This window comes from Martinezella sp. CNPSo 3795 (assembly GCF_057784475.1).
Genome location: NZ_JBXSOQ010000007.1, coordinates 167,600 through 194,372, shown reverse-complemented (window position 1 = coordinate 194,372; position 26,773 = coordinate 167,600). Strand labels below are relative to the sequence as shown.

General features: G+C 60.8%; 21 protein-coding genes and 1 riboswitch. Of the genes, 12 read left to right on the top strand and 9 right to left on the bottom strand.

What is annotated here, in order from left to right; all coding sequences use genetic code 11:
- Positions 1-200: 200 nt before the first annotated feature.
- Together AC13QY_RS20410 and phbB are read left to right on the top strand one after the other, a co-directional pair.
- A complete protein-coding gene (locus AC13QY_RS20410) occupies positions 201-1,382 on the top strand; it encodes an acetyl-CoA C-acetyltransferase (protein ID WP_488493891.1) in 1,182 nt (393 codons plus the stop codon).
- A 162-nt stretch (positions 1,383-1,544) separates the two neighbouring features.
- On the top strand, positions 1,545-2,270 hold the full coding sequence (gene phbB, locus AC13QY_RS20405; protein WP_069611533.1) for a beta-ketoacyl-ACP reductase: 726 nt from the start codon (positions 1,545-1,547) through the stop codon (positions 2,268-2,270).
- 262 nt (positions 2,271-2,532) lie between these two features.
- On the opposite strand, the gene AC13QY_RS20400 is transcribed toward phbB, so the two are convergent.
- The 3 genes from AC13QY_RS20400 to AC13QY_RS20390 all read right to left on the bottom strand — a co-directional run bounded on the left by AC13QY_RS20400 (position 2,533) and on the right by AC13QY_RS20390 (position 3,313).
- Positions 2,533-2,706 carry a hypothetical protein gene (locus AC13QY_RS20400; protein WP_176727992.1) on the bottom strand — a complete coding sequence of 58 codons (174 nt, stop codon included), beginning with the start codon at positions 2,704-2,706 and terminating at the stop codon, positions 2,533-2,535.
- Between the two features lie 151 nt (positions 2,707-2,857).
- On the bottom strand, positions 2,858-3,112 hold the full coding sequence (locus AC13QY_RS20395; protein WP_488493890.1) for a YMGG-like glycine zipper-containing protein: 255 nt from the start codon (positions 3,110-3,112) through the stop codon (positions 2,858-2,860).
- 45 nt (positions 3,113-3,157) lie between these two features.
- A complete protein-coding gene (locus tag AC13QY_RS20390; RefSeq protein WP_075853478.1) occupies positions 3,158-3,313 on the bottom strand; it encodes a DUF3309 family protein in 156 nt (51 codons plus the stop codon).
- 1,266 nt (positions 3,314-4,579) lie between these two features.
- Here AC13QY_RS20390 and AC13QY_RS20385 point away from each other — a divergent pair.
- The 5 genes from AC13QY_RS20385 to AC13QY_RS20365 all read left to right on the top strand — a co-directional run bounded on the left by AC13QY_RS20385 (position 4,580) and on the right by AC13QY_RS20365 (position 10,907).
- A complete protein-coding gene (locus tag AC13QY_RS20385) occupies positions 4,580-7,711 on the top strand; it encodes a helicase-related protein (protein ID WP_488493889.1) in 3,132 nt (1,043 codons plus the stop codon).
- 3 nt (positions 7,712-7,714) lie between these two features.
- Positions 7,715-8,119, top strand: a complete 405-nt coding sequence (locus AC13QY_RS20380; RefSeq protein WP_488493888.1) for an RNA-binding S4 domain-containing protein — start codon at positions 7,715-7,717, stop codon at positions 8,117-8,119.
- 206 nt (positions 8,120-8,325) lie between these two features.
- On the top strand, positions 8,326-8,664 hold the full coding sequence (gene fdxA / locus AC13QY_RS20375; RefSeq protein WP_069611537.1) for a ferredoxin FdxA: 339 nt from the start codon (positions 8,326-8,328) through the stop codon (positions 8,662-8,664).
- A 399-nt stretch (positions 8,665-9,063) separates the two neighbouring features.
- Positions 9,064-9,636: a CarD family transcriptional regulator gene (locus tag AC13QY_RS20370; RefSeq protein WP_069611538.1), complete on the top strand. Its 573-nt coding sequence runs from the start codon at positions 9,064-9,066 to the stop codon at positions 9,634-9,636.
- 407 nt (positions 9,637-10,043) lie between these two features.
- Positions 10,044-10,907: an RNA polymerase factor sigma-32 gene (locus AC13QY_RS20365; protein WP_113352721.1), complete on the top strand. Its 864-nt coding sequence runs from the start codon at positions 10,044-10,046 to the stop codon at positions 10,905-10,907.
- A 28-nt stretch (positions 10,908-10,935) separates the two neighbouring features.
- On the opposite strand, the gene AC13QY_RS20360 is transcribed toward AC13QY_RS20365, so the two are convergent.
- The 5 genes from AC13QY_RS20360 to AC13QY_RS20340 all read right to left on the bottom strand — a co-directional run bounded on the left by AC13QY_RS20360 (position 10,936) and on the right by AC13QY_RS20340 (position 17,909).
- Entirely contained in the window at positions 10,936-12,360 is a 1,425-nt protein-coding gene (locus AC13QY_RS20360; protein ID WP_246661196.1) for a M48 family metalloprotease, read from the bottom strand.
- Between the two features lie 378 nt (positions 12,361-12,738).
- On the bottom strand, positions 12,739-13,467 hold the full coding sequence (locus AC13QY_RS20355; RefSeq protein ID WP_113421230.1) for a thiamine ABC transporter ATP-binding protein: 729 nt from the start codon (positions 13,465-13,467) through the stop codon (positions 12,739-12,741).
- A complete protein-coding gene (thiP, locus tag AC13QY_RS20350) occupies positions 13,460-15,169 on the bottom strand; it encodes a thiamine/thiamine pyrophosphate ABC transporter permease ThiP (RefSeq protein ID WP_488493887.1) in 1,710 nt (569 codons plus the stop codon). The genes AC13QY_RS20355 and thiP overlap by 8 nt, the downstream gene beginning before the upstream one ends.
- Positions 15,108-16,136, bottom strand: a complete 1,029-nt coding sequence (thiB, locus tag AC13QY_RS20345; RefSeq protein ID WP_113421228.1) for a thiamine ABC transporter substrate binding subunit — start codon at positions 16,134-16,136, stop codon at positions 15,108-15,110. Before thiB ends, thiP begins: the two co-directional genes overlap by 62 nt.
- Before the next feature lie 50 nt (positions 16,137-16,186).
- Positions 16,187-16,303, bottom strand: a riboswitch (TPP riboswitch).
- A 70-nt stretch (positions 16,304-16,373) separates the two neighbouring features.
- Entirely contained in the window at positions 16,374-17,909 is a 1,536-nt protein-coding gene (locus AC13QY_RS20340; protein WP_488493886.1) for an MDR family MFS transporter, read from the bottom strand.
- A 166-nt stretch (positions 17,910-18,075) separates the two neighbouring features.
- Between AC13QY_RS20340 and AC13QY_RS20335 the strand changes: the two genes are divergently transcribed.
- The 5 genes from AC13QY_RS20335 (at position 18,076) to AC13QY_RS20315 (ending at position 25,832) form a co-directional block, all read left to right on the top strand.
- Positions 18,076-18,603: a MarR family winged helix-turn-helix transcriptional regulator gene (locus AC13QY_RS20335; RefSeq protein ID WP_113331467.1), complete on the top strand. Its 528-nt coding sequence runs from the start codon at positions 18,076-18,078 to the stop codon at positions 18,601-18,603.
- 72 nt (positions 18,604-18,675) lie between these two features.
- A complete protein-coding gene (locus AC13QY_RS20330; protein ID WP_488493885.1) occupies positions 18,676-19,329 on the top strand; it encodes a thiamine diphosphokinase in 654 nt (217 codons plus the stop codon).
- Positions 19,330-19,331: 2 nt separating this feature from the next.
- Positions 19,332-21,161 (top strand): ABC-F family ATP-binding cassette domain-containing protein, encoded by a 1,830-nt coding sequence (locus AC13QY_RS20325; RefSeq protein ID WP_113421226.1) that lies wholly within the window; start codon positions 19,332-19,334, stop codon positions 21,159-21,161.
- Positions 21,162-21,483: 322 nt separating this feature from the next.
- Complete coding sequence (locus AC13QY_RS20320) at positions 21,484-22,659, top strand: efflux RND transporter periplasmic adaptor subunit (RefSeq protein WP_488493909.1); 1,176 nt, start codon at positions 21,484-21,486, stop codon at positions 22,657-22,659.
- The gene (locus AC13QY_RS20315; protein WP_488493884.1) at positions 22,656-25,832 is read left to right on the top strand and encodes an efflux RND transporter permease subunit; all 3,177 of its coding nucleotides are present in this window, start codon (positions 22,656-22,658) and stop codon (positions 25,830-25,832) included. The genes AC13QY_RS20320 and AC13QY_RS20315 overlap by 4 nt, the downstream gene beginning before the upstream one ends.
- 211 nt (positions 25,833-26,043) lie before the next feature.
- Here AC13QY_RS20315 and AC13QY_RS20310 read toward each other — a convergent pair whose 3' ends face one another.
- Entirely contained in the window at positions 26,044-26,772 is a 729-nt protein-coding gene (locus tag AC13QY_RS20310) for an SIS domain-containing protein (RefSeq protein WP_113352713.1), read from the bottom strand.
- Position 26,773 lies beyond the last annotated feature (1 nt).

The following is a 26,773-nucleotide window of genomic DNA, read 5'->3' as shown; positions in this document are numbered from 1 at the left end:
CCACTCCGGAGTGTAGACGCAAAAGAAGCTTGGTGACAATCGGTTTGTGCGATGCGGCAAGGCCTTTCCTTTGATTGGATTTTTTGAACGCGGTGACAGCTTCGTGAAATCTGCTCGATGAAAATTCTTGCTGTTTGACTCAGAAGCAAAGCTTTGACAGTTTCGCCTCATATACGTGTCCATTCTGTGAGGAGGCTTCCATGAGCAGTTCATCCATCGTCGTCGCCAGCGCTGCCCGCACCGCTGTCGGTTCGTTCAACGGTGCTTTCGCGACCGTTCCGGCGCATGAACTTGGCGCGGCCGCGATCAAGGGTGCGCTGGAGCGCGCCGGTGTCGATGCCAAGGAAGTCGACGAAGTGATCCTCGGCCAAGTACTTCAGGCTGGCGAAGGACAAAACCCTGCCCGCCAGGCCGCGATGAAAGCCGGCATTCCGCAGGAGGCGACCGCATGGGGCGTGAACCAGCTTTGCGGTTCCGGCCTGCGTGCCGTGGCGCTCGGCCTGCAGCAGATTGCAACGGGTGACGCGAAGATCATCGTCGCCGGCGGCCAGGAATCCATGTCGATGGCGCCGCATGCCGCGAACCTGCGCTCCGGCACCAAGATGGGCGACATGAAAATGATCGATACCATGATCAAGGATGGCCTGACGGACGCCTTCTACGGCTATCACATGGGCATTACGGCGGAAAATATCGCCCGCCAATGGCAGCTTTCCCGCGATGAGCAGGATCAGTTCGCCGTTGCCTCGCAGAACAAGGCCGAAGCTGCGCAGAAAGCCGGCCGCTTCAAGGACGAGATCGTCCCTTTCACGATCCAGACGCGCAAGGGCGACGTCACGGTCGATGCCGATGAGTATATCCGCCATGGCGCGACGATGGAGGCCATGGCGAAGCTGCGCCCGGCCTTCGACAAGGAGGGTTCCGTCACCGCTGGCAATGCTTCCGGTCTCAACGACGGCGCCGCAGCGGCCGTGCTGATGACCGAGGCGGAAGCCTCGCGCCGCGGTATCCAGCCGCTGGCCCGCATCGTCTCCTGGGCGACAGCCGGTGTCGACCCGCAGATTATGGGGACCGGGCCGATCCCGGCCTCCCGCAAGGCGTTGGAGAAGGCCGGTTGGTCGGTCAACGACCTTGCTCTTGTCGAGGCCAACGAGGCGTTTGCCGCCCAGGCCTGCGCCGTCAACAAGGACCTCGGCTGGGATACGTCGATTGTCAACGTCAATGGCGGCGCGATCGCCATCGGCCACCCGATCGGCGCCTCGGGCGCACGCGTCCTCAATACGCTGCTGTTCGAAATGAAGCGCCGCGGCGCCCGCAAGGGGCTTGCCACGCTGTGCATCGGCGGCGGCATGGGCGTCGCCATGTGCTTCGAAGCGCTTTAAAATCAAAGAACTAAAGCATGATGTCGTCCGAAAACCGCGGGAAATTTTTCGGAATCATGCTCTGAGGCGTCTCGAAGGGTATTTCCAGAAGAAGTGGTGAAAGCGGAGCGGGCTACCCGAGCTTCGGGCGTCCCGCCGCCGCAACAAAAAGGGGAGTGGCACATGAGCAGAGTGGCATTGGTAACCGGCGGTACACGCGGCATCGGAGCCGCCATTTCGATGGCGCTGCACAATGCGGGTTACAAGGTGGCGGCAACCTATGCCGGCAATGACGAGAAGGCCCGGGCTTTCCATGATGTGACGGGTATCTCGGTCCACAAATGGGATGTCACCGACTATGAGGCGTGTGGCAAGGGAATCGCCAAGGTCGAGCACGATCTCGGCCATGTCGATATCCTGGTCAACAATGCCGGCATCACCCGGGACGCCATGTTCCATAAGATGACGCCGCAGCAGTGGCATGAGGTCATCAACACTAATCTCACCGGCCTCTTCAACATGACGCATCAGGTCTGGCAGGGCATGCGCGACCGCAGCTTCGGCCGCGTCATCAATATCTCTTCCATCAACGGCCAGAAGGGGCAGATGGGACAGGCGAACTATTCCGCCGCCAAGGCCGGCGATCTCGGCTTCACCAAGGCGCTTGCCCAGGAAGGGGCCGCCAAGAACATCACGGTGAACGCGATTTGCCCGGGCTATATTGGTACGGAGATGGTGCTGGCGGTGCCGGAGAAAGTGCTGAACGAGCGCATCATCCCGCAAATCCCGGTTGGGCGCCTCGGCGAGCCTGAGGAAATCGCCCGTATCGCGGTCTTCCTCGCCAGCGACGATGCCGGTTTCATCACGGGATCGACCATATCTGCCAATGGCGGCCAGCTTTTCGTATAAGCAATTCCAGAAGAAGCGCAGGACAGGCTTTCCCACCCGAAGCTGCGTAAATGCAATGAGATGGAGCGGTTCGGAACTCTTGGGGGAGGCTGAGCCGCTTCAGGCCCATTTATGCAGCAGGAAGTCGAAAAGTGGCAGGGAATTTTCGGACGACATCACGCCCACTTCTTGGATTCTAGAGTGGATTCAGATTTTAGGCCGACTCGACCTAAAATCACCCGGCTCTAGGGGCGGATTAAGAGTTCCCAGTCCCGGCGTGCAATCATCCCCGGTTTGAATTTGCTTGCTGTCGCTGCCGTGGCTTGAATTCTAGAACGACGGCTTCAAGTGCGACCTGCTGCTTTTCCTTGCCGCGTGCTCTTGCCGCGCTGGCGAGGGCGTAGAAAGTCGTGCCGATGAGCACCAGTGCTGCAATGCTTGCGATGATTGCGGCCATGATGCGGTTCCTTTCTCAAAACACTGCTACCTTCCCGCGGTTCATGTCGCGGGAAGACGATTTTCCTGAGGGAACGGTTGTTCCGTGAGTTTGTTCCAGAGCGGGTCTGACCGGCCGGCCATCAAGGGTGATCGGTCAGCCGATGCTGGCTTTAGCGGCAGCGAGCTTCGTAACGGTGACCATACCGATCGCGGTAGATGCAATATCCGCGACGATCTTCCGAGCGTCCGATGAGGTTGCCGACCACACCGCCAGCGACTGCGCCGACAGCGGCGCCACCCCAGCTATGCGTGGCTACGCCGCCAATCAGCGCGCCGGTACCGGCTCCGATGGCCGTGCCTTTTTCCGTAGACGTGCACGACGCCAATGCGCCGAGGAGGGCGATCGCGACGATGATCTTCTTCATGGTGTAGCTCCCTAGTGTTGCGAGGTTTGAACAACAAACCGCGGATCAAATCCGTCCCATCAATAACAGAATAAGGACAATGACGAGAACAAGTCCGAGACCACCCGATGGGCCATACCCCCACGCCCGGCTGTAACCCCAGCTGGGTAGTGCGCCGATCAGCAGCAGAATCAGTATCACAAGCAATACCGTACCAAGCATGATGTGTCTCCTCCATGTCGATCGCTTGAATATCCCGCCAATATCGCTTCCGATCCGACGTTATCCTTCCAGCGCTTCAGCTCAAATCCGTATCCAGGAACAGGCTGAGTTCCGCAATTCTGTGCAGATAAACTTGCGTGCTCGATAATTGTTCCGGCTAAGAAATAAAAATGCGAGTAGGCGGGGGCCTGGGCTCTTAGGGAAACGTTAGTGCGGCAACGTCATATCGCCGTCGCCGGAGCGATGGGAGATCCGTTTGTATGGTTAAAATATGATTAAAATACAATGGCTTGTGGTGAACGAAACGGGAAAGGCCCGGTGTCTGTGATTCGTCGGCGATTCGTTCTCTATTTGGACTTGGGCTAACCGCGAGCCTCCTCCAGGTACGCCATCAAGGTGCCGGAAGGGCGAAGTGGAGCCCAGGTGAACCGCATAGATGGTGCTTTCGCCGGCCGATTGGTTAATTTGCGGCAGGTTTGTGGGAGGCTCGTCTATTCAGGGCAGTGCTATTTCGCGATGCTGTTCCGACGAAATACAATATGTAGCCGTGAACAAATACGATACCTGCCTCTATCCGCGATTCGTCACCGATTCGTTCCGGCTTTGATCGATGTGTTAATGGCTGCAACTTTTGCATGTATTTGTTGATTCGTTATAGCTGCGCTCGTTAAAAGGTTAATCACAATCGCTGATTCGGCTGTAATTCAGGTCTCAACCATTCGGAGTCCGGTATGTCCGTGCCGGGGAAGCACCAGATATTGTGGAGAACAGAAACGGAACCGCCTGGAATCTGCGATTCGTCTCCGATTCGTTCCGGCTTTGGCCCGGATGTTAACGCGATCCCTTGATTCACGCGAAACTTCATTATTTACAAATCATTAACCATAATGCGGTGGGAAATTTCGCTGGCTGTGCATTCTCCGCTTGACTCCTTTTGCCTTGGAAAAGCTGCGTAAACAAGATTCAGCATTTGGTGTGAATCTTTTCATTGAAATCCATATGTAGCCGTGAACAAATGAAGAACGCAGCGGAGTCAGCGATTCGTCTCCGATTCGTTCTCAAGCTGTTCCGGAATCGCCGGGACTCGCATGGGATGCAGCTGAAATGTATCTTACGGTTGAGACGATTAAATATGAAATCGGTTGTTGTCGTATCTGTTTTTTCATTCGGGTCTTGCCTTTGTCACATATGGTCGTCATCTGTTCGTTTCCTCCAGGAGGAACATGCTGATCGGAAGACGGTAGTTTCTCGCCCATGCACGGACCTATGACTCAGACTTCGCAGCCCATGATCCTGAGCGGACGCGGCGTAACCGCGGTGCTCGGACCAACCAATACCGGCAAAACCCATTATGCTATCGAGCGCATGGTGGCACACGGCAGCGGCGTGATCGGCCTGCCGCTGCGGCTGCTTGCCCGCGAGGTCTATACGCGCGTCGTCGAAAAGGTCGGGGCACACAATGTCGCGCTCGTGACCGGCGAGGAAAAAATATCGCCACCCAATGCGCGCTATTCGGTCTGCACCGTCGAGGCCATGCCGCGCGAGACGCGCGCTTCCTTCGTCGCCATTGACGAGGTGCAGCTTGCCGGTGACCTAGAGCGCGGGCATATCTTCACCGACCGTATCCTGCATCTGCGCGGCCGCGATGAAACCCTGCTGCTTGGTGCCGGCACCATGCGGCCGATTCTCGAACAGCTTCTGCCAGGAATTACCGTTCTCGAACGGCCCAGGCTGTCGCATCTCTTCTACGCCGGGCAGAAGAAGATCACGCGCCTGCCGCAGCGCACGGCGATCGTCGCCTTTTCCGCCGACGAGGTCTATGCAATCGCCGAGCTTATCCGCCGCCAGCGCGGTGGCGCGGCCGTCGTTCTCGGGGCGCTCAGTCCACGTACCCGCAATGCGCAGGTGGCCCTCTATCAGGAAGGTGATGTCGAATATCTGGTTGCGACAGATGCGATCGGCATGGGGCTCAACCTCGATGTCGATCATGTCGCCTTCGCCCAGGACCGCAAGTTCGACGGCTATCAGTTCCGCAACCTCAATCCGGCCGAGCTTGGCCAGATCGCAGGTCGTGCCGGCCGTCACCTTAAGGACGGCACTTTCGGGGTGACGGGGCAGGTGGACCCGTTCGATGACGAGCTGGTGCGCCGGATCGAGGGACACGAATTCGATATGGTCAAGGTGCTGCAATGGCGCAGCAAGGATCTGGATTTCGCTTCGATCGCGGCGTTGCGTGCAAGTTTGGAAGACGCGCCTCGCGTGCAGGGCTTGACGCGGGCGCTGCCTGCGGTAGACCAGCAGGCGTTGGAATATCTGTCACGCGATCTGGAGATAGTCGATCTTGCCAGCAACCCGGCTCGGGTTGAGAAATTGTGGGAGGCCTGTGCGCTTCCCGACTATCGGCGCATCACGCCTGCCCAGCACGCCGATCTCATTGCCGCCCTCTTTTCCGATCTCGTGCGCTATGGCACGGTGAAAGAGGATTTTCTGGCCGAACAGGTGCACCGCGCCGATCGGACGGACGGCGAGATCGACACGCTTTCGGCGCGAATCGCGCAGATAAGGACTTGGACCTATGTGTCGAACCGGCCCGGCTGGCTTGCCGATCCGACACACTGGCAAGAAAAGACGCGGGAAATCGAAGATCGATTGTCCGACGCGTTACATGAGAGGTTGACGAAACGCTTTGTTGATCGCAGGACATCTGTGCTCATGAAGCGCCTGAGAGAGAATGCGATGCTGGAAGCTGAAATCAGTGTGAATGGAGATGTCTTCGTTGAGGGACATCATGTGGGACAGTTGACCGGATTCCGGTTCACGCCTATCGCAGGGACCGAAGGGCCTGATGCCAAGGCTGTCCAGACGGCCTCGCAAAAGGCGCTGGCGCTGGAATTCGAGGCACGTGCCGCACGTCTGCATGCGGCCGGCAACGGCGATCTCGCGATCAGTGCCGATGGCCTCGTGCGCTGGCTCGGCGATCCCGTCGCGCGCCTGTCAGGCAGCGATCATGTCATGCGTCCGCGCGTCATCCTGCTCGCCGACGAGCAGCTGACCGGCAATGCGCGCGATCATGTCGCTGCTCGTATTGAACGCTTCGTGAATCACCACATCAGCACCGTCCTGAAGCCGCTGGACGATCTCCAGCGCGCCGAAGATCTGCAGGGCCTTGCCAAGGGACTGGCCTTCCAGCTGGTGGAGAATCTCGGCGTTCTGTTCCGCCGCGACGTTACGGAAGAAGTGAAGTCGCTGGATCAGGACGGGCGTGCCTCGATGCGCCGTTACGGCGTTCGCTTCGGCGCCTACCATATTTTCGTGCCCGCCCTTCTGAAACCCGCTCCGGCCGAGCTCATTACGTTGCTCTGGGCACTGAAGAATGATGGCCTGGACAAGCCCGGCTATGGCGATCTGATTCCGGTTCTAGCTGCCGGCCGTACCTCGGTCGTTACCGATCCTGGATATGAGCGCACATTCTACAAGCTTGCAGGCTTCCGGTTCCTCGGCAAGCGCGCGGTGCGTATCGACATTCTGGAGCGCTTGGCGGACCTCATTCGTCCGCTCCTGCAGTGGAAGCCTGGCCAGGCTTCGCGCCCCGACGGCGCCTATGACGGCCGTCGCTTCACGACGACGACCGCGATGCTCTCCATTCTCGGCGCGACGCTTGAGGACATGGAGGAAATTCTCAAGGGTCTCGGTTATCGCGCCGATTCGGTGAGGGCGGAGGAGGCTGCGGCCTTCCTCGCTCAGCAAGATGCGGCTGCAACGCCCGCCGCACCAGCTGAAGAAGCCGCAGCCGAGAAGGCCGATCATGATGATGCCGACGCTGCGACCGAAGAGCCGGCTAAGGAAACGGAAGCTGTTACCCAGGAAGCAGCTCCGGCTGCGGATGCGTCGGCTGAACCGGTTTCCGTAGCGATTGAGGCCGCCGAGGCTACCGAAGCTGGTGCCGTTGCCGCGGAAGCGGCAGAGACCAAGCCGGTTCTGCTCTGGCGTCTGGGTGGTCGCAATGACCATCAGCAGCGCCAGGGTGGCCGTGGCCATGGCGATCGTCGCGGCCAGCAGGGCGAGGGCCGTGGTCACCAGGGCAATCGCCGCGGCGGCGGCGAGCAAGCCGCTGGTGAAGGCAATCGCGAAGGCGGTCGTGATCGTCGCGACGGACGCGACAATCGTGAAGCTCGTGGCGGCGATAAGGGTCCGCGCGGCAATCGCGAAGGTGGCCGTCCGCAGCATCAGGGCAACCGTGGCGAACGCGGTGATCGTCAGGAGCGCGGCGACCGCAGCAATCGCGGCGCATCGCAGCCGCTGCGCTTCGAAGCCAAGCCGCCGCGCAAGGAAAAGCCGATCGATCCGGATTCTCCTTTCGCCAAGCTCGCTGCCCTCAAGGAGCAGATGAAGAAATAGGCCATGACGGACGAGAAACAGCCATTTTCCGGTTCGCGCCAGCGCATCGACAAATGGCTGTTCTTTGCCCGCATGGTGAAATCCCGTTCGCTGGCCCAGCTCTATGTGCAAAACGGCAGTGTCAGGGTGAATGGTGAGCGGATCGCCCAATCGAGCTTCGGCGTCAAGGCAGGCGATCGGATCGAGCTCTCGCTGGAGCGTCGCGATATTGTGTTGATCGTGCGGGCGCCCGGCGAACGCAGGGGGCCATTCGAGGAAGCCAGGCTGCTTTACGAAGATCTGACGCCGCCGCCGGATGAGACAAAACGTCTCACCCCGTTCGAGCAGGCGTTGCGCGCACCGGGCAGCGGCAGACCCACGAAACGAGATCGGCGCGCAATCGACCGCCTCACCGCCGACGACGATTAGAAAACTCTGCCTGTCGCAGGCGGTTTTCAAGATTGTTTGTCCTTGAAATTGGCTGGCAAAGTGGATACCTCACGATCAACCTGCCGGTAACCCGCCGGACGGCGCGTTTGTGCGTGACGCATTCGTGTGCCCGTTCGGCTCCGCGGAGAGGTGCGACGTTCCAGGTTGCGCATCCGCGGGAACTAGAGACATTCCTGGAGTGCTTCATGACATATGTCGTGACCGACAATTGCATCCGCTGCAAATATACCGACTGCGTGGAAGTCTGCCCCGTCGACTGCTTCTACGAAGGCGAGAACTTTCTCGTCATCCATCCCGACGAATGCATCGATTGCGGTGTCTGCGAGCCGGAATGTCCTGCCGAGGCGATCAAGCCCGATACGGAGCCGGGTCTCGACAAGTGGCTGAAGGTCAATGCGGAATACGCCGCCATCTGGCCGAACATCACCGTCAAGCGCGACCCGATGCCGGAAGCCAAGGAAATGGACGGCGAGCAGGGTAAATTCGAGAAATATTTCTCGGCCAACCCCGGCGCGGGCGACTGATCGAAGGTCGTGACAGGCCAGCGATAAAGGTGTAGTCGATATCGCAGAAAGCGAATCATTGCCGTTGGGCCGCTGGTCGGTCAACGTGGCCATTTTGGCGCGCGTGCAGCAAATTATTGATTTCCTCAGATTTTTGTGATAGGTTCCTCATACTGATCCACTGCGGCATTTCGCATGCCCAAAACCATCACGAAAGCAAATCACCAATCCGTACGCGGTTTCCTTGACATATCAACGTATTGTGTTGTCGGGTCCCGGATCGCGATGGATGGGTTTCTGTTTGCATAAGTCTGGCTGGACCAGGATGAAGTGACCCGACGGTACGTCCGTCTCATCCGGGCCTGACTGACCCGGCACCCCGGCCCTAACGGGGCGCGTAACAGGGAGTTTTTGAAAAGAATGACGACCCAGCAGAAAAAACCTTCAGCAGCACGCCACGGCTTCAAGACTGGTGAAGCGATCGTTTATCCGGCCCATGGCGTCGGTACGATCACTGCGATCGAAGAACAAGAAGTCGCAGGCATGAAGCTCGAGCTGTTCGTAATCGACTTCGAGAAAGACAAGATGCGCCTGAAGGTGCCGGTGGCCAAGGCCATGAGCATCGGCATGCGCAAGCTTTCCGAGACGGATTTCGTCGAGCGTGCATTGAAGGTCGTGCAGGGCAAGGCCCGCGTAAAGCGCACCATGTGGTCGCGCCGCGCGCAGGAATACGATGCCAAGATCAATTCCGGCGATCTGATCTCGATTGCGGAGGTTGTTCGCGATCTCTATCGTGCCGAGAACCAGCCGGAGCAATCTTATTCGGAGCGCCAGCTTTACGAAGCTGCTCTTGATCGCATGGCGCGCGAAATCGCGGCCGTCAACAAGATGTCGGAAACCGAAGCCGTTCGCCTTGTCGAGACCAATCTGAACAAGGGCCCGAAGCGCGGCAAGGTCGTCGACGACGACGACTCGCAGGACGAAGCCGCATAAGGCCAAGACGCCACCATTGCTTCAAAAACCCGGCCTTCGTGCCGGGTTTTTTTCTTTGGAACCTTTTCCGTTCTGCCGCGTTTAAGCCTCGTGTTGGCGGTCGGTGTGGGTACTCTCCTGTGGAGAGGGGGTTCCATACAGGCCGTATTGTAGACATTCACGAGGACCGGCCTATGCGTTTTCACTCGAAGCTCCCCGGCGATCTGAAGATGCTTCAATCGTCAGACCCGTTCGATGAGATCGAACTAGACTAGTCATCGATAATCCGGCCAGCCGGATATCGGTTTCCAATTCGCAATTTCATTCATTGATTTCCATCCGAACAGCGATGTTCGGAAGCGATGCTTGCTGCCCTTTTCGTCGACCGCGGCATAGAGACGATTTGAGGCCGAACCTAGGAGATGCATATGACGAATATGTCTGCAGATCGGCGCATGATCAAAGTTGCGATGGCTGCTCCCTATCTCGATCGCGACGAAGAACACGATCTCGCTATTCGCTGGAAGGATCACGAGGATCGTGGTGCCCGCAATCAGATCGCAACCGCCCATATGCGCCTCGTCATTTCCATGGCGGGGAAATTTCGTAATTTCGGATTGCCGATGAGCGATCTAGTGCAGGAGGGCTATGTCGGCTTGCTGGAAGCGGCAGCCCGCTTCGAACCGGAACGGGAGGTTCGGTTCTCTACCTATGCAAGCTGGTGGATCCGCGCTTCGATCCAGGACTATATCCTGCGCAATTGGTCGATCGTACGCGGCGGCACGAGTTCCGCCCAGAAGGCACTGTTCTTCAATCTGCGCCGTTTGCGCGCCAAGCTTGCCCGCAGCAATTCCAGCGTCACCGTCCAGTCCATCCACGAGGAAATCGCCGTCACGCTTGGCGTCAGCCTCGCCGACGTGCAGACGATGGATGCGCGCCTTTCCAGTAGCGACACCTCGCTGCAGGCGCCTTCGATTGCCGGCGATTCCGAAAGCGCCGAACGCATTGATTTTCTCATCAGCGACGAACCGCTTCCCGACGAGCAGGTCTCCGACATGATCGATGGCGAACGCCGTCGCATCTGGCTGGCATCGGCTCTGAAGCATCTCAACGAGCGCGAGATGAAGATCATCCGGGCGCGTCGTCTTGTCGAAGATGGCGCAACGCTGGAAGAACTCGGGGCCGATCTCGGTATTTCCAAGGAGCGCGTGCGGCAGATCGAAAGCCGCGCCCTGGACAAGCTCCGCAATGCGCTTGTCGATGCGGACCCGCGCATGGCAAGCTACGCCTGAGGCAGATCTTCTCCCGGCTGGGAGCGATCTATTCCGAGATAATTTTGACCCTATCGCCCGGCGCAATCGTCGCCCCGGTTGGTAGGGCATTGATCAGTTTGAACAGGTCGAGCTTGCGATCGGTGCCCATCATGCGGGCAGCGAGCGTGGTGATGGTGTCGCCAGGCTTGACGGTGACGACACGCACGCGCAGCGGCTTCAGCGAGGCCGCCTCCTCCGGCGTCATATGCCGGAAGCTCGCGCGCAGGACATTTGCGGTCTGATCGAGCTGGGCGATATTTCCTTTCGGCACTGCCGTCAGGAAACGGAAGATTTGCGTGCGATCGCGGATCACCGTGACATCGAAATCCCAGCGATCGGCGGAGGCGCGCGCTGTCGCGGCCGGCATGCCATTAACGGTGATCGACTGAATCGAATTGGGATCGAGGCCCGTGACCCAGCCGCTGGAAATATAGTTCGTCAGATTCTGGTTTTGGGTATCGGCAACGCCATCGAAACGGATGGCGATATCGCCCGGGCCAGTCGCCATGACGGCTTCAACCTTGTTGTCGATGCGGAAGTCGGGCGGCACGTCGAAGCGGATGCCGAGGCCGCCATGCAGGAAGGTCTGGCCGCGCACATAGCCTTCCTCGGGGCTGTCGCCATAGAGCAGCCCATCGATGCCGTTCAGGTAATAATCGCGGCCGATGTCGCCGACCTTGCCTTCCTCGCCGAATTCGCGGGCATGCGCCTTGGCAAGATCGATCCGCTGCGGCGTGCTCGGGTGGCTCGAAAGGAAGTCCAGGCTCTGGTCGACGTCGGAATTGGCCGACATGAAGCGGCTGTAGTCTTCCATCGCGTTCAGGAAGCGAGCGGCGGCATAAGGATCATAGCCGGCTTGGCCGAGCGTGCGGATGCCGATCTCGTCGGCCTGCAGCTCCTGCTGGCGCGAGAAGGCGGCAAGGCGCAGCTTGCCGCGGGCAAGCGCCTGCTTGCCGGCCAGATCGCTCGACAGGACTTCCGAAACGACGCGGCTAGCGATGACTTCGGCCTCCTCGCGCTTCTGCCTTTCGATGCCGTGGTTGGCGGTGACGTGCGCCATTTCATGCGCCAGCACGGCAGCAACTTCTGAAGCGTCGTTGGCGAGCGCCAACAGGCCGCGCGTGACATAGAGATAGCCGCCCGGCAGCGCGAAGGCGTTGATCGAGGGAGAGTTGAGAATGGTGATGCGGTAGGACTGCTGCGGATTTTCCGACACGCTGGTCAAGGCGCCGGCGATGCGGGCGACGAGCCGCTCGGTCTTGGCGTCCTTATATTCGCCGCCATAGCTTGCGAGGATCCGCGGATGCTCGCGAGCGCCCATCTGCGCGCGCGGGTCGTTCTTCTGGACTTCGGAGACGATCTGCGGATTGGCGGAGGGAGAAACGCTCGGCTGGTAGGATTGATCCAGCACCGTCTGGCAGCCGTTCAACATCGCCGCGGCCGTAAGGACGGGGACAAAGCGGCGCAAACGGGCTGCGACGGTCGCATCGATCCTTCGTTGTGCTCGCTTGCTCTGCTTCAGGACCTGCATCCTACTCATTTCGCTGTCATGCCGGCTCGGCGCCAAATCCGGTTGATCCTTACCGGGCCGATCATCGTCGTGCGCCGACAAAGGTTACTTCCGCCCCCATCGATCCGCATTTACCCGGACGGTCTCCACCCCTTGCTGTAGCCGATTTTGGCACCGGTTGCATAGCGAGACTCCGTTTAAATGTGGCGGCGTTGTATTTTAGCAAGCATTCCCCAGGACTTTCAGCCGCTTGCCGCGACGAAATTAAGGCAAAACCGGCGGCAAGATGCTGCGACGCAATCAATGTTGCAGAAATGTGGTCAGTGCCGGAATGCCGTCCGTCTTCAGGAAGGTCCCGATGGGAGCGGCGAGCTTGATGGCGCCGCCATCGATGAAGACGGCGTGGTCGGCAAGGCGCCGCACTTCGGCCGGATCATGCGAGACGATCAGCACCGTATTGCCGGTTTCGCGATGCAGGGTTTTCAGGAGTTCGACCATGCCGGAGCGCAGGCCGGGATCGAGGGCGGCGAAGGGTTCGTCGAGCAAAAGGATCGGCTTGTCGCGCACGAGCGCCCGCGCGAAGGCGGCGCGCTGGCGTTCGCCGCCGGAGAGTGTCCCCGGCTTGCGCGTCTCGAAGCCGGGCAAGCCGACGCGCGCCAGGGCTTGCGAAACCCTTTGCCGGTCCTGCGCCGAGAGCCTCAGCGATGGGCTGATGCCGAGACCGATATTGGTGAAGAGGTCGAGATGAGCAAAGAGGTTGTTGTCCTGGAAGACGAGCGACACGGGCCGTTCAGCGGGATGCAGGCCGGTTACGTCCTGTCCGGCAAGCAGAACGCGGCCTCGATCCGGCGGTTCGAAGCCGGCTAGCAAATTGAGGAAGGTCGATTTTCCTGATCCCGACGGGCCGGCGACGGCGATGATCTTGCCCTGTGGCAAATCACAGTCGAAGCGGAAATCATGGGTGCCGAGGCGCAGCTCGACACCGGCCATGGCAATGCCCTGTTCCTTCATGTCGCGGCCGTCAGCCATGTCGTCTGCTTTCGTCATCGCGTGCACCCTGGCCGGCCGTGCCGGCAATGGTCAGGAGAAGACATACCAGGCCAAGGATCAAGGCATATCCATCGGCATCATTGGTGCGGTAGCTGCCGAGCTTGCTATAGACCAGCCAGGGCAAGGTCATCAGGCTGTCCGAGCCGAAGAGGGCAACCGCGCCAAGATCGCCCAGCGACAGCGCCATGGCGAAGGAAAGTGCCGTGAAGAGCGGCTTGCGCAGGCCGGGCCAATCGATGAGGCGAAGGCGGGAAATGCCGTGAAGGCCGAGGCTTGCCGCCAGACGTTCGGTGCGACGGACATGGACCGCATAGGCTGGCTCGATGACACGGATGACGAAGGGCAGCGCCATCAGCGCGTTGATGACGACGATCAGAATGGCCGCAAAGCGGCTCGGGTCGCCCAAGGGCCGGAGTGCCAGAAACCAGCCGGTCGCCAGCACGATGGGTGGGACCAGCAGGATGAGGGAAGAGCTTCCGCTCAGCACGATTGCCAGGCCGCGGAGGCCGAAGGTCTTGCGGCGATCCGCCGATATCACCGTTCGGGCTCGGATGATCCCAAAGGATGTCAGGACGGCCAGGAGCCCGGCGACGAGCGCAATCGCCAGGCTGGTGGCAGCCGCCTGCAGAAAGATCGGCTGGCCGGCGAGCCTGAAGAGGTTCGCCTCAACGCCGGTAACGACGACCGAGGCGAGCGGCAGGCCGAGAAAGAGCGTGGCCGCCGACAACACAGCGGCATCGATCCATCGACGGGCAGGCGCCTGCCCATCGATGCGCCGCGGGGCGCGGCCGCTGGTGAGGCCATGATCGTCAGGGGCACGAAACAATGTCATGGCGCCGAGGATGACGAGAGTGACGACGATTTGCAGAAGCGACAGCATGACGGCGCGGCCGGGATCGAAATCGAAGCGCAGCGCTTGGTAGATCGCCACTTCAAGCGTTGTCGCAGCCGGACCGCCGCCGAGGATCAGGACCAGTGTGAAGCTAGTGGCGCAGAGCATGAAGATCAGCCCGGCGATGCCGGGAATGAGGCCCCGCAGGATGGGCCATTCGATGAAGCGGAAGACCGAGGCGGACCGCATGCCGAGTCCGCCGGCCACAAGCCAATATTCCGCAGGAACACGTTCCAGCCCGGCAAGCATCAGCCTGCTGGCGAGCGGCATGTTGAAGAAGACATGCGCAAGTAGGATGCCGGCAAGACCGTAGATGCTGATAGGATGCGACAGGCCGAGAGTTGCGAGGGCCTGATTGAGCAGACCTTGCCGGCCCCATATGCCGAGCAGGCCGAGCGCGCCGATCAGTACGGGCAGGCCCATCGGCACGGCCATCAACCGGATGAGCCAAAGGCGGCCGGGAAAGCGCGGCTGGCGCGCCAATGCGCGCGCGACCGGAATGGCGAGCACAACGGAAAGCAGCGTCGAGAGTACCGCCTGCAGCAGAGTGAAGCGCAGGACGCGCAGCAAGTAGGGATCTGCCAGGGGATTGGTACCGCCGGAGTCGATGCCGGCGGCGAGCAGAACGAGCACGGCGATCCCGACGAAGAGCACGATGCCGGCGAGGCTGACTGCCCCGCCGGAAATGGCGCGTCTTCGCTCTGGTGCCGTGAGTGTCGTCAAGGCATCAGTTGCCGCTGGTGGCGGCCAGCCATTCGTCGATCCAGGCCTTGCGGTTCTTGTCGACATCGGCGGGGCTCATCAGGAAGGTCTTCGAGGGCACCACGAGCTTGTCGAAGGCGTCCGGCAGCGGCTCCGAAGTGGCTGAAACCGGCATCATCCAATTGCTTGTCGGGATGATGTCCTGGAAGCCCGTGGAGATCATGAATTTGAGGAAGTCGCGCGCAAGCTCCTTGTTCGGCGAGGACTTGATGAGGCCGGCGACCTCGATCTGGATGTAATGCCCTTCCGAGAAGTCGGCTGCCTGATAGCGGTCGGTCTTGTCCTCTATCATATGATAGGCAGGCGACGTCGTATAGGAGAGCACCATCGGCGCTTCGCCCTTTGTGAAGAGGTCATAGGCTTCCGACCAGCCGGGGGTGACAGTCAGGATGCGGCCCTTGAGCTTTGTCCAGGCATCGGCGGCCTTGTCGCCGTAGATCGACTTGACCCAGAGCAGCAGACCGAGACCCGGCGTCGAGGTGCGCGGGTCCTCGATGACGATCTTCTGATTGGGATCGCCTTCGACGAGATCCTTCATGCTCTTGGGGGGATTCTTGACCGTCTGGCTGTCATAGATCACGGCGAAATGGCCGTAGTCGTAGGGCACGAAAACATCGTCCTTGAAACCGCCGGGAACCTTGAGGGCCGAGGTGTCGACGCCGCTGGCATCGAAGAGGCCGGTATCCTTCGCTTCATCGATGAGATTGGTATCGAGGCCGAGAACGACATCGGCCTTGGTGCCCGTCCCTTCCAGCTTCAGGCGGGAGAGAAGCGCCACGCCATCGGTGACGGCGACATAATTGACCGTGCAGCCGCAGGTCTTCTCGAAAGCGGCCTTGACCTTGGCGCCCGGCCCCCAGTCGGCGGTGAAGCTTTCATAGGTGTAGATGGTCAGCGTCTTGTCGGCTGCTTCGGCCGTCTGGGCAGCAAAAAACGACGTTCCGGCGGCAAAGGCCAGGCCTGCGAAGAATGACAATAGCGAACGGTGTTGCATGACAGCGCCTCCTTTTTGGTTTCGTCTTGAAGGGGAAAAGGGCGCTATGATTTCGTCACGCGTCTAATCCCTCCGCCGGTGTTAGCCGGATCAGGTTCCGCGGGTTGGCCGGTGAAAGCCTCTCAGCCGAAATGTCCGAAGGACATAAGGCACCCCGTTAGAGCGTCGGCAGATTTAGCCTTGTGACGAAGGGATGACAAGGGAAATGATGCCCTTGCCGATTGCAGCATGGAGGATTTACTCGGCAGCCTCCGCGACCGCCGGGCTTTCGAATTTCTTCGTCGCCCCCGGAAGCTGCACGTTCTTCAGCATCAGCGCGGTCAAAAGGCCGAGAAGGCAGATGCCGGCGGCGGTCACGAACAGCGGGCTGAAGGCGCTCGCATAGGCATTGGCGACCGCCTCGCGGGTTGCTTCCGGCAAAGCCGCCATCATCTTCGGCGTCAGCTGCTCGATATCGGATACGCCTGATATGGAGATACCAACATTGCCGAGTTTGGCGGCGATGATGGCGCCGTAGATGGAGATGGCGATGGAGGCGCCGCCCATGCGCGAGAGCGTGACGGCACCCGTTGCCGCGCCGACGTCACGGGAAGCCGCTGCATTCTGCACGCCGATGACGGGCACCTGCTGCGCAAGGCCGATGCCGATGCCGTGCAGCAGCATCAGGCCGCCGATGATGACGATGGGCGTACCGGCAGGCAGGAAGGCAAGTGAGCCGAACGCGATGGCGCTGCAGGCAGCACTCGCGACGGCGAAGGGCTTGTAGCGCCCTCTCGCGGCAATTAGCCGGCCGGCCGATAGTGAGCCGCAGACGATGCCGCCGGTCAGGAGAATGAACAGCAGCCCGGCCATCGATGGCGAAAGGCCCGTCGTCGTCTGCAGGAAGAGCGCAAAATAGTTGACCATGCCGATGGCCACGGCGCCGCTTGTGATCGAAATGATCAGCAGAAGGCCGAATGTCGGGTTACGGAACAACGTCATCGGCGCGATGGGCTCCGGTGCGCGACGCTCGATGAAGACCCAGGCGATAGCGCAGATCACGCCGAAGGCGATGATACCGAGGCACTGCGGCGACAGCAGAGATCCGAAGAGTTCGCTGCCGTCGGCGGCAAGCACGATGCTCGTCGTCGTCAGCGCAAGAACGATTGCGCCGGCATAGTCGATCTTCGGGCGTCGGGCCGGTTTGCGATAGGGAAGCATGGTAGCAAGGCCGGCCAGCACGATAAAGCCGATCGGGACGTTGACGAGGAAGATCGAACGCCAGCCGAAGAGATCGCTCATCGTGCCGCCGAGAACCGGGCCGATGGCGCCGGAAGCCATGAGCACCAGGCTCGAGTAACTCTGGTAGCGAGCGCGTTCCCGCGGCTCGAAAAGATCGGCGTTGACAGCGAAGATCGAGACCATGATGCCGCCGCCGCCGAAGCCTTGAAGGACGCGGGCGGCGATCAGCGTATCCATCGAGACGGCCAGGCCGCAGACGGCGGAGCCGATCGTGAAGATCGCGATCGCCGTCATCATCACATATTTGCGGCCGAAGAGATCGCCGAGCTTGCCGTAGACGGGCATGACGGCGGAGAGCGAAAGAAGATAGGCTGATCCGATCCAGCCGAAGCGCTCCAGATGCCCGAATTCGCCGACGATCGTCGGCAGTGCCGTCGAGACGATCTGGTTATCCAGAGTTGCCATGAACATGGCGGTCATCAGAAACAGGAAAAGAATAAGCCGCCGCTTATGATCCGCCACGAGCGGCGTGAAGCTTGTCTGCATGTCCATGGGGCAGGAAATCCGAACTTGGCCGAAACGTTGCGCGGTCGATCGAATGCGCGGGACGCCCGGTTTTCACAGTTGAGATATATGTGCCATTAGCATATAAATGTCAACAACAGGTGAATGCTGTTTGCATGTTTTATTTCTTTACCGCCTCTGATATGGTGGAAAGATGACATCTGCGACGAATACACGTGAAATTGAAGCCCAGGCTCTGACCGACGACGAGAATCTCCTGCGTATCGGCCATGCGATGACGCGCATGCGCCTACTGACAGGTCGCCGCATGATCGGCAGGCTTGCCATTCAGAGCGTCGCGCCGGGACTCGAGCTGTCTCATCTTGACGTGCTCGATGTTGTGCGGCGGGCGGAAGAGACGGGCGAAGTCACCGTCGGCACGATTGCCGAGATGCTGCGGATCGATCCGTCGCGGGCGAGCCGCATCGTTGCCGACATGGTGACGCGCGGCGTGTTGCGACGCAAGGCGTCGCAGGCGGATGCGCGGCGCATCGTGGTGGTGTTGACCGCGCTCGGGCAGCGATTGCTGTCGGAGATCCAGGCGCAGAAATATTCCGTCATCGGCAGCATCTTCGCCGATTGGACGCCGGAGGAAATCGAGAATTTCTCGCTGCTGTTCGACCGCTACGTCAGCGGCTACGAGCGGGTTTTCCAGGCGCGCATCAAGGAAACGGACGACTGAGCGGTTGTCGCGGTTGTTCTTGAGCATGGCGCTCTTCCCTAGGGATACGACTTTGCGCTATGGGCTTGCCTCATGAGCCAGTCCACCACCTTCACCATCCTGCTTGGCGGCGAGCTTCGCCTGACGGAGCGATTGCGCGATGCGGTTTCCGGCAGCCGTTTCATCGCGGCCGATGGCGGCATGCGCCATGCGCTCGCGCTCGGGGCGGAGCCGGAGCTGTGGGTCGGCGATTTCGATTCCACGCCTGCCGATCTGCAGGGGGCCTTTCCGAATGTTCCAAGGCAACCCTATCCGGCGGCGAAGGCAGCGACTGATGGCGAGATCGCCGTTTCGGAAGCGATCGATCGCGGTGCCACGAGGCTGATCCTTGCCGGTGCCATGGGCGGCGAGCGGTCGGATCACGCGATCCAGCACCTGCTTTACGGCGTGCATCTGGCCGAAAAGGGCCTCGATATCTTCCTGACCTCCGGTGACGAGGAGGCGGTGCCGCTTCCGCCGGGTGAACTCACGCTGGCGCTGCCGGCTGGCTCGCTGTTTTCGGTCCTCGGATTCAGCGACCTGACAGGTCTCTTCATCGAGAATGCCCGTTACCCCTTGCACGATTTTCATTTGCCCTTCGGCGCGTCGCGCACCATTTCCAATGTGGCGGAAGGCGACGTGCGCTTCTCGCTCGGCAGCGGGAGGGCCATCGTTCTTGCCCGCCCTTATGACCTTTCCGGAGTCTGATCTTGGCCCCTCCCATTCTGAAACTCGACGACATCTTCCTGAGCTTTGGCGGTGCGCCATTGCTCGCCGGTGCCGACCTGCAGGTGGAGCCGGGTGACAAGATCTGCCTTGTCGGACGCAATGGTTCCGGCAAGTCGACGCTCCTGAAGATCGCCGCTGGTCTTGTCGAGGCGCAATCGGGCGAAGTCTTCCGTCATCCGTCATCGACCGTGCGCTATCTCGAGCAGGCACCGGATTTTGCCGGTTACAAGACGGTTGCCGCCTATGCCGAAGCCGGCCTCGGGCCTGGTGATGATCCCTATCGCGTCACCTATCTGCTCTCTCATCTTGGTCTGACCGGCGAAGAGGATCCGAAGAATCTTTCCGGCGGGGAAGCACGCCGTGCAGCGCTTGCCCGTGTTCTGGCGCCGGAGCCGGATATCCTGCTGCTCGACGAGCCGACGAACCATCTCGACCTGCCGACCATCGAGTGGCTGGAAGGCGAACTGCAGAAGAGCCGCAGCGCACTCGTGCTGATCTCGCACGACCGTCGCTTCCTTGAAAAAGTGTCGACCGCGACCGTTTGGCTGGACCGCGGCACCTCGCGCCGGCTGGATAAGGGATTTGCCCATTTCGAGGCCTGGCGCGATCAGGTGCTGGAAGCCGAGGAGCTGGAGCAGCACAAGCTCGGCAAACAGATCGAGCGCGAGGAGCACTGGCTGCGCTACGGCGTGACGGCGCGGCGCAAGCGCAACATGCGCCGCCTCGGCGAGCTTCAGGATATGCGTTCGCGCTACCGCGGCCATAGAGGTGCTTTGGGCACCGTACAGGCGGCTGCTTCCGATGCGCAGGAAAGCGGCAAGCTGGTGATCGAGGCGGACAAGATTACCAAGGCTTATAATGAGCGGGTCATCGTCGCGCCCTTTTCGATCCGTGTGCATCGCGGCGATTGCATCGGTCTCGTCGGCCCGAACGGCGCGGGCAAGACGACGCTTCTGAAGATGCTGACGGGTCAGCTGGAGCCTGATAGCGGCACGGTGAAGCTCGGCACCAATCTGGAGATCGCGACGCTCGACCAGAAGCGCGAGGAGCTGAACCCGGAAGATACGCTCGCCAACTATCTGACCGATGGTCGCGGCGAGAACCTGCTCGTCAATGGCGAGCAGCGGCATGTGACCGGCTATATGAAGGAATTCCTCTTCCAGCCCGAACAGGCGCGCACGCCGATCAAGAACCTCTCCGGCGGCGAGCGCGCCCGGCTGATGCTGGCGCGCATCCTGTCGCGGCCCACCAATCTCCTGATCCTCGACGAACCGACGAACGATCTCGATATCGAGACGCTCGACCTGCTGCAGGAAATCGTGTCCGGCTTTGCCGGCACGGTCATCCTCGTCAGCCACGATCGTGATTTCCTCGACCGTACCGTGACCTCGACGATTGCGCCCGCCGATCCCGAAGATCCGGACGGCCGCTGGATCGAATATGCCGGCGGCTATTCCGACATGCTTGCCCAGCGGAAGGGCGCTATCGAGGAACGCAGGCGGGCTGAAAAGGCGGCCGAAAAGCCGAAGTCGGCCGAAGCTTCGGCGTCGGCTTCCGAGGCTTCGAAGGGCAAGGGCAAGCTTTCCTACAAGCAGAAATTCGCGCTCGAAAACCTGCCGAAGGAAATGGCCAAGGCGGAAGCTGAGATTGCTGCTCGCGAGAAGAAAATGGCCGATCCGAACCTCTTTTCCAAGGATCCGGCAACCTTCAACCGCCTTGCTGCGGAGATGGAAAAGCTGCGCGAAAGCCTGACCAGGATGGAAGAAGAATGGCTGGAGCTCGAAATGCTGCGCGAGGAGCTGGAGGGCTAAGGCCCATATCCGCTCATCCTATGCGCGTCTTTACTATGCAGAAAAAACAATCGGTTGCGCTCGGTCGCAGCCGGTTCATTCCCTGTTGTCGAATCCGATAAACCGTTTATACATTAACGCATGCTGCCGGACGACGGGCCGGTTGATACCCCCGGGCCGACGTGGCCCGTGGCGCATGTTGGGGAAGTCCGAAGCGGCCTGATTGGATTGCGCCTGATGGCGACAGGTTCTTCGTAGAAAGTTGCAGACAAATTTCGTGAGCGCTTACCGTGATGACGGCGCCTGATGCCGCATGCGGTTTTTCGAGGGGGCCTTCATGCCGATGCTGCCGCGTGCCGTGTTATTCAGCTGTGTTCTTGCCGTTTTTTCGGGCGCCCAGGCGCTGGCGCAGGGTGCGCCGCCGGCTCCGCCCGTCACGGTTGCCAAGCCCATCGTCCGAGATGTTGTCGACAGCGACGAGTTCATTGGGCGCTTCCAGGCGGTCGATGAAGTTTCTGTGCGCTCGCGGGTCGGCGGCTATCTGCAGGAAGTGCATTTCAAGGATGGCGCCATGGTCAAGCAGGGCGACCTGCTTTTCGTCATCGACCAGCGGCCATTCGTGACCGCACTGAACGAATCGACGGCGTCGCTGGAAGTCGCGAAGTCGTCACTGACGCTCGCCGATGCACAATTCAAGCGCGCGCAATCGCTGTCGACAACGGGCAGCCAGTCGGCGTCGACCCTCGACGACCGCCGCCGCGATCTCGTTTCCGCCGAAGCGAATGTGCGTGGCGCGCAGGCCGCTGTCGATCGCGCCAATCTCGACATGGATTTCACCAAGATCACCGCACCGCTCAGCGGCCGCATCGACCGCCGGCTGATTTCCGTCGGCAATCTCGTGCAGGCCGATCAGACCGTGCTGACGACCATCGTGTCGCTCGATCCCATCGATTTCTATTTCGACGTCGACGAGCGCCGGCTGCTCTCCTATGCCGATGAGGCTCGTAAGAACGGCAGTGCCCTCCAGCAGGGCGGCGGCGGGCTGGATGTGACCGTGACCATCGCCGATTCCCGCCAGAAGCCGTTCAAAGGCAAGCTCGATTTCGCCGAAAACCGCGTCGACAACGAAACGGGCACGATCCGTGTCCGCGCCCGCTTCCCGAACCCTGATTTCATCCTGCAGCCCGGCCTGTTCGGACGCGTTCAGGTACAAGGCTCGAACAGCTACAAGGCGATCCTGATCCCCGACGAAGCTATCGGCTCGGACCAGAATCAGCGCGTCGTCTATGTCGCCGATACCGCCGGCAATATCACGCCGAAGCCGGTGCGCCTCGGGCCGAAGCTCTATGGCTATCGCGTCATCCGTGAGGGCATGACCGGCGACGAGACGATCGTCGTCAACGGGCTGATGCGGATCCGGCCCGGCGTCAAGGTGACGCCGCAGCTGATCGAGCTGCCGCAGCAGGCGACGAACGACGAGCCGCCGGCCCAGGCCGATGCACAGGGGACCAGCCAATGAGGTTTTCCCACTTCTTCGTCGATCGGCCGATTTTCGCATCGGTCCTCTCCATCGTGCTGCTGATCGTCGGCGGCATCGCTTATTTCCAATTGCCGGTAGCGCAATATCCCGAGGTCGCGCCTCCTACCATCGTCATTCGCACCTCCTATCCCGGTGCCGACGCCCAGACTATCGCCGATACGGTGGCGACGCCGATCGAGCAGGAGGTCAACGGCGTTGAGGACATGCTCTACATGTCCTCCTATTCCAGTGCCGACGGCTCCATGTCGCTGACGGTAACCTTCAAGCTCGGCACCGATCTCGACAAGGCGCAGGTGCTGGTGCAGAACCGCGTCGCCATCGCAGAGCCGCGCCTGCCCGACGACGTCCGCCGCATCGGCATTACGACAGTCAAGAGCTCGCCCGACCTGATGATGGTCGTGCATCTCTTGTCGCCGAATAATCGTTACGACCAGCTCTATATTTCCAACTATGCGCGTACGCGCATCCGCGACATTCTCGTCCGTCTGGACGGTGTTGGCGACGTGCAGCTCTTCGGCGAACGGCAATATTCGCTGCGCATCTGGCTCGATCCGGAAAAGCTCGCGGCCTACGGCATGACCGCCGGCGATATCGTGCAGGCGCTGCGGGATCAGAACGTGCAGGTTTCGGGCGGCGCGATCGGCGGGCCGCCGGTTTCGGGCACCAACGCCTTCCAATACACCGTCACGACCCAGGGGCGCTTTTCCGACGCACGGCAATTCCGCTACGTCATCGTCAAGGCAACCGGCAACGGGCGTCTCGTGCAGTTGCAGGATGTTGCGCGCATCGAGCTCGGCGCCCAGGATTACGTCACCAACAGCTATCTGAACGGCAGCCCGGCGGTGGCGCTCGGCGTCTTTGCCCGGCCCGGCACCAATGCGCTCGCCGCCGCCGCCGATATCCAGAAGACCATGGAGGACTTGTCGCAGGATTTTCCGCAGGGGCTGGAATACCGCATCATCTACAACCCGACGGAGTTCATCGCCGAGTCGATCCACGAGGTCTACAAGACGATCTTCGAGGCGGCGGTTCTCGTCGCCATCGTTGTGCTGGTTTTCCTGCAATCCTGGCGAACGGCGATCATTCCGATTGTCGCAATCCCCGTTTCGCTGATCGGCACTTTCGCCTTCCTGCTCGCCTTCGGCTTCTCGCTGAACATGCTGACACTGTTCGGCCTGGTGCTCGCCATCGGTATCGTCGTCGACGATGCGATCGTGGTGGTGGAGAATGTCGAGCGCAACCTCGCACTCGGCATGACGCCGAAAGAGGCGTCACATGTGACCATGAACGAGGTCGGTACGGCCGTGCTGGCAATCTCGCTGGTGCTGATTGCGGTCTTCGTGCCGACAGCCTTCATTCCCGGCATTTCCGGGCAGTTCTACCGGCAGTTCGCGGTGACGATCTCGGTCGCGACGGCGATTTCCTGCTTGAACTCGCTGACGCTCTCGCCGGCGATCGCCGCGATCGTCCTTCGTCCGCACAGCCACGAGAAATCCAACAATATCTTCGCGCGCTTCGGCCGTGCCCTGGGTGACGGGTTCAATCGGGGTTTCGAGCGAATGAGCCGCGGCTATTCCTGGATCGTCCGCCACCTCGTCACGACGTGGGCGGCTCTCGCCTGCGCGCTTCTCGTCTTTGCCGGGCTGCTCGCCGGCACATGGTATATGGGCCGGATCGTGCCGCAGGGCTTCGTTCCCACCATGGACCAGGGCTATGCCATCGTCGTCGTGCAGCTGCCTGATGGAGCCTCGCTGGCCCGCACCAACGCCGTCATCCAGAAGGCGACCGATATCATCAATAAGACGCCCGGCATCGCCAATGCGGTTGCCTTTGCCGGCTTCAACGGTGCAACCTTCACCAATGCCTCGAATTCGGGTGTCATCTTCACGCCGTTCAAGCCATTCGAGGAGCGGTTGAAGAGCGGCGACACGGCCACCAAGATCATCGGCCAGCTCTTCAGTAGCCTGCAAGGCATCGAGGAGGCTTTCATCATCGCCATTCCGCCGCCGTCGATCCGTGGCATCGGCAATTCCGGCGGCTTCAAGATGCAGATCATGGACCGGGAAAATGCTGACATGCGCCGCATCCTGCCGCTCGCCTATCAGATGATGGGTGTTGCCGCGCAGAATAAGGGCGTCAGCGGCGTCTTCACCACCTTCTCGGCCAACAGCCCGCAATATTTCCTGGCGATCGACCGCGACAAGGCGCGGGCGCTCAACGTGCCGATCCCGAATATCTTCGAGACGCTGTCGATCAATCTCGGCACGTCCTATGTCAACGACTTCAATGCCTTCGGCCGCGTTTATCAGGTGCGGGCGCAGGCCGATCAGCAATATCGCATGGACCGCGAGGATATTCTGGCGCTGAAGGTGCGTTCGGCGACCGGAGCGCTCGTACCGCTCGGCACGCTGGTCGATATCCGGGATACGACCGGGCCGACGCTGGTGCAGCGCTATAACATGTATGTCTCGGTCCCCCTTCAAGGTAATCCGGGGCCGGGTGTCTCTACCGGCTCGGCCCTCGATATCATGGAAGGGCTGGCGAAGAACCTTCTGCCTTCGGGCACGACTTTCGAATGGACGGAGCTTGCCTATCAGGAAAAGCATACCGGCAATACCGCGATCTATATCTTCGCCCTGTCGGTCATCTTCGTCTTCCTGGCGCTGTCGGCGCAATATGAAAGCTGGATCCTGCCGCTTGCGATCATTCTCATCGTGCCGCTGGCGGTTCTGGCGGCGCTGATCGGCGTGCATCTGAGGGGGATGGACAACAATATCCTCACGCAGATCGGGCTTATCGTGCTGATAGGCCTTGCGGCCAAGAACGCGATCCTGATCGTGGAGTTTGCCCGACAAGCGCAGGCTGAGGGAAAGAGCGCCGTCGAGGCGGCCATCGAGGCCAGCCACCTGCGTCTGCGTCCGATCTTGATGACGGCCTTCGCCTTTATCTTCGGCGTCGTGCCGCTGATGATTGCCACAGGCCCCGGCGCGGAAATGCGGCAATCGCTCGGTACGGCCGTCTTTTCGGGCATGCTCGGCGTGACGCTGTTCGGTCTGTTCCTGACGCCGGTTTTCTATGTCGTTCTGCGCCGGCGGCGCAAGCAGGCGGAAGCCGCGCAGGAGCCCTCGGCCACCGATGCCGCGGCACAATGATGCCTGACCAAGCGGCTGGGTGTTTCACGGGAAACGCTCAACCGCCCTATCCCATTGTTTTTACGGGTTTCAGGCAGGAAGCTGCTGCGAGCTTTCGGGGGGGGGGGCCTGAGAGCGTTTCAGTTTTTCACGGAATCTCTGAGCCGCTCTATCTCTTTGGCTGTACGCAATCCCGGACGGAAGACCGCTGCGCACTTTTCCTAGAATTGCTTTAGAGATGCGGGTTGCGAGGCCGGTATTTCTTGACCAGCTGCTGGTTGGTTTCCTTGGCGCCCGGCATGTTGGCGCTGAGGTAGACGGGCGGATTGCCATCCTTGCAGAGTTCGGCAGCGACATCGGCGAAGATGGCGTTCAGGACCGTCGTACCGACTGCTGTCGAGGCCGGCCCGACCTTCAGCTCCGTGCCCGGCAGATCGATCATGGCATCGCCCGGCGGCAAGCCGTTGTCCAGCACGATATCGGCGATGTCGGCCAATCTCCGGCGTCCATTGGCGATGGCGGCCGAATAGGCGAGCGATGTGATGGCGATGACCGTCGCGCCGATTTCGCGGCCATAATCGGCCGCCTCGATCGGCGCGGCGTTGACGCCGGAATTGGAGGCGATAATCAGCACGTCGCCCGGCTGCATGCCATAGCGTTCGAAGACCGGGCGGATAAGCCCTTCGGTGCGCTCATAGACCGAGCTGATAACGGCGCCTTCATGCAGCATGGCAGAGCCCACCAGCACGGGGATGGTGAAGGCGAGGCCGCCGGCGCGATAATGCACCTCCTCGGCCAGCATGTGCGAGTGGCCGGTGCCGAAGACATAGACGCGGCGATCGGCGCGTGCGGCCGCGCAAATGGCGGCCGAAGCCCTCGACATCGGCTCGGCCAGCGTTTCACGCAAGGTTTCCAGCCGGCCGATGAGGGCGGTGAAATAGCTGTCCGTGACTGCGGTCATG

Coding starts and splice junctions, on each gene's coding strand:
- AC13QY_RS20380 (WP_488493888.1), top strand. CDS start 7,715: ATGACGGACGAGAAACAGCCATTTTCCGGTTCGCGCCAGCGCATCGAC.
- fdxA (WP_069611537.1), top strand. CDS start 8,326: ATGACATATGTCGTGACCGACAATTGCATCCGCTGCAAATATACCGAC.
- AC13QY_RS20335 (WP_113331467.1), top strand. CDS start 18,076: ATGACATCTGCGACGAATACACGTGAAATTGAAGCCCAGGCTCTGACC.
- AC13QY_RS20400 (WP_176727992.1), bottom strand. CDS start 2,706: ATGGCCGCAATCATCGCAAGCATTGCAGCACTGGTGCTCATCGGCACG.
- AC13QY_RS20370 (WP_069611538.1), top strand. CDS start 9,064: ATGACGACCCAGCAGAAAAAACCTTCAGCAGCACGCCACGGCTTCAAG.
- thiB (WP_113421228.1), bottom strand. CDS start 16,136: ATGCAACACCGTTCGCTATTGTCATTCTTCGCAGGCCTGGCCTTTGCC.
- AC13QY_RS20330 (WP_488493885.1), top strand. CDS start 18,676: ATGAGCCAGTCCACCACCTTCACCATCCTGCTTGGCGGCGAGCTTCGC.
- AC13QY_RS20320 (WP_488493909.1), top strand. CDS start 21,484: ATGCTGCCGCGTGCCGTGTTATTCAGCTGTGTTCTTGCCGTTTTTTCG.
- AC13QY_RS20390 (WP_075853478.1), bottom strand. CDS start 3,313: ATGCTTGGTACGGTATTGCTTGTGATACTGATTCTGCTGCTGATCGGC.
- phbB (WP_069611533.1), top strand. CDS start 1,545: ATGAGCAGAGTGGCATTGGTAACCGGCGGTACACGCGGCATCGGAGCC.
- thiP (WP_488493887.1), bottom strand. CDS start 15,169: ATGTCGACAAGAACCGCAAGGCCTGGATCGACGAATGGCTGGCCGCCA.
- AC13QY_RS20355 (WP_113421230.1), bottom strand. CDS start 13,467: ATGGCTGACGGCCGCGACATGAAGGAACAGGGCATTGCCATGGCCGGT.
- AC13QY_RS20310 (WP_113352713.1), bottom strand. CDS start 26,772: ATGACCGCAGTCACGGACAGCTATTTCACCGCCCTCATCGGCCGGCTG.
- AC13QY_RS20340 (WP_488493886.1), bottom strand. CDS start 17,909: ATGGACATGCAGACAAGCTTCACGCCGCTCGTGGCGGATCATAAGCGG.
- AC13QY_RS20385 (WP_488493889.1), top strand. CDS start 4,580: ATGACTCAGACTTCGCAGCCCATGATCCTGAGCGGACGCGGCGTAACC.
- AC13QY_RS20410 (WP_488493891.1), top strand. CDS start 201: ATGAGCAGTTCATCCATCGTCGTCGCCAGCGCTGCCCGCACCGCTGTC.
- AC13QY_RS20365 (WP_113352721.1), top strand. CDS start 10,044: ATGACGAATATGTCTGCAGATCGGCGCATGATCAAAGTTGCGATGGCT.
- AC13QY_RS20395 (WP_488493890.1), bottom strand. CDS start 3,112: ATGAAGAAGATCATCGTCGCGATCGCCCTCCTCGGCGCATTGGCGTCG.
- AC13QY_RS20360 (WP_246661196.1), bottom strand. CDS start 12,360: ATGTTGAACGGCTGCCAGACGGTGCTGGATCAATCCTACCAGCCGAGC.
- AC13QY_RS20315 (WP_488493884.1), top strand. CDS start 22,656: ATGAGGTTTTCCCACTTCTTCGTCGATCGGCCGATTTTCGCATCGGTC.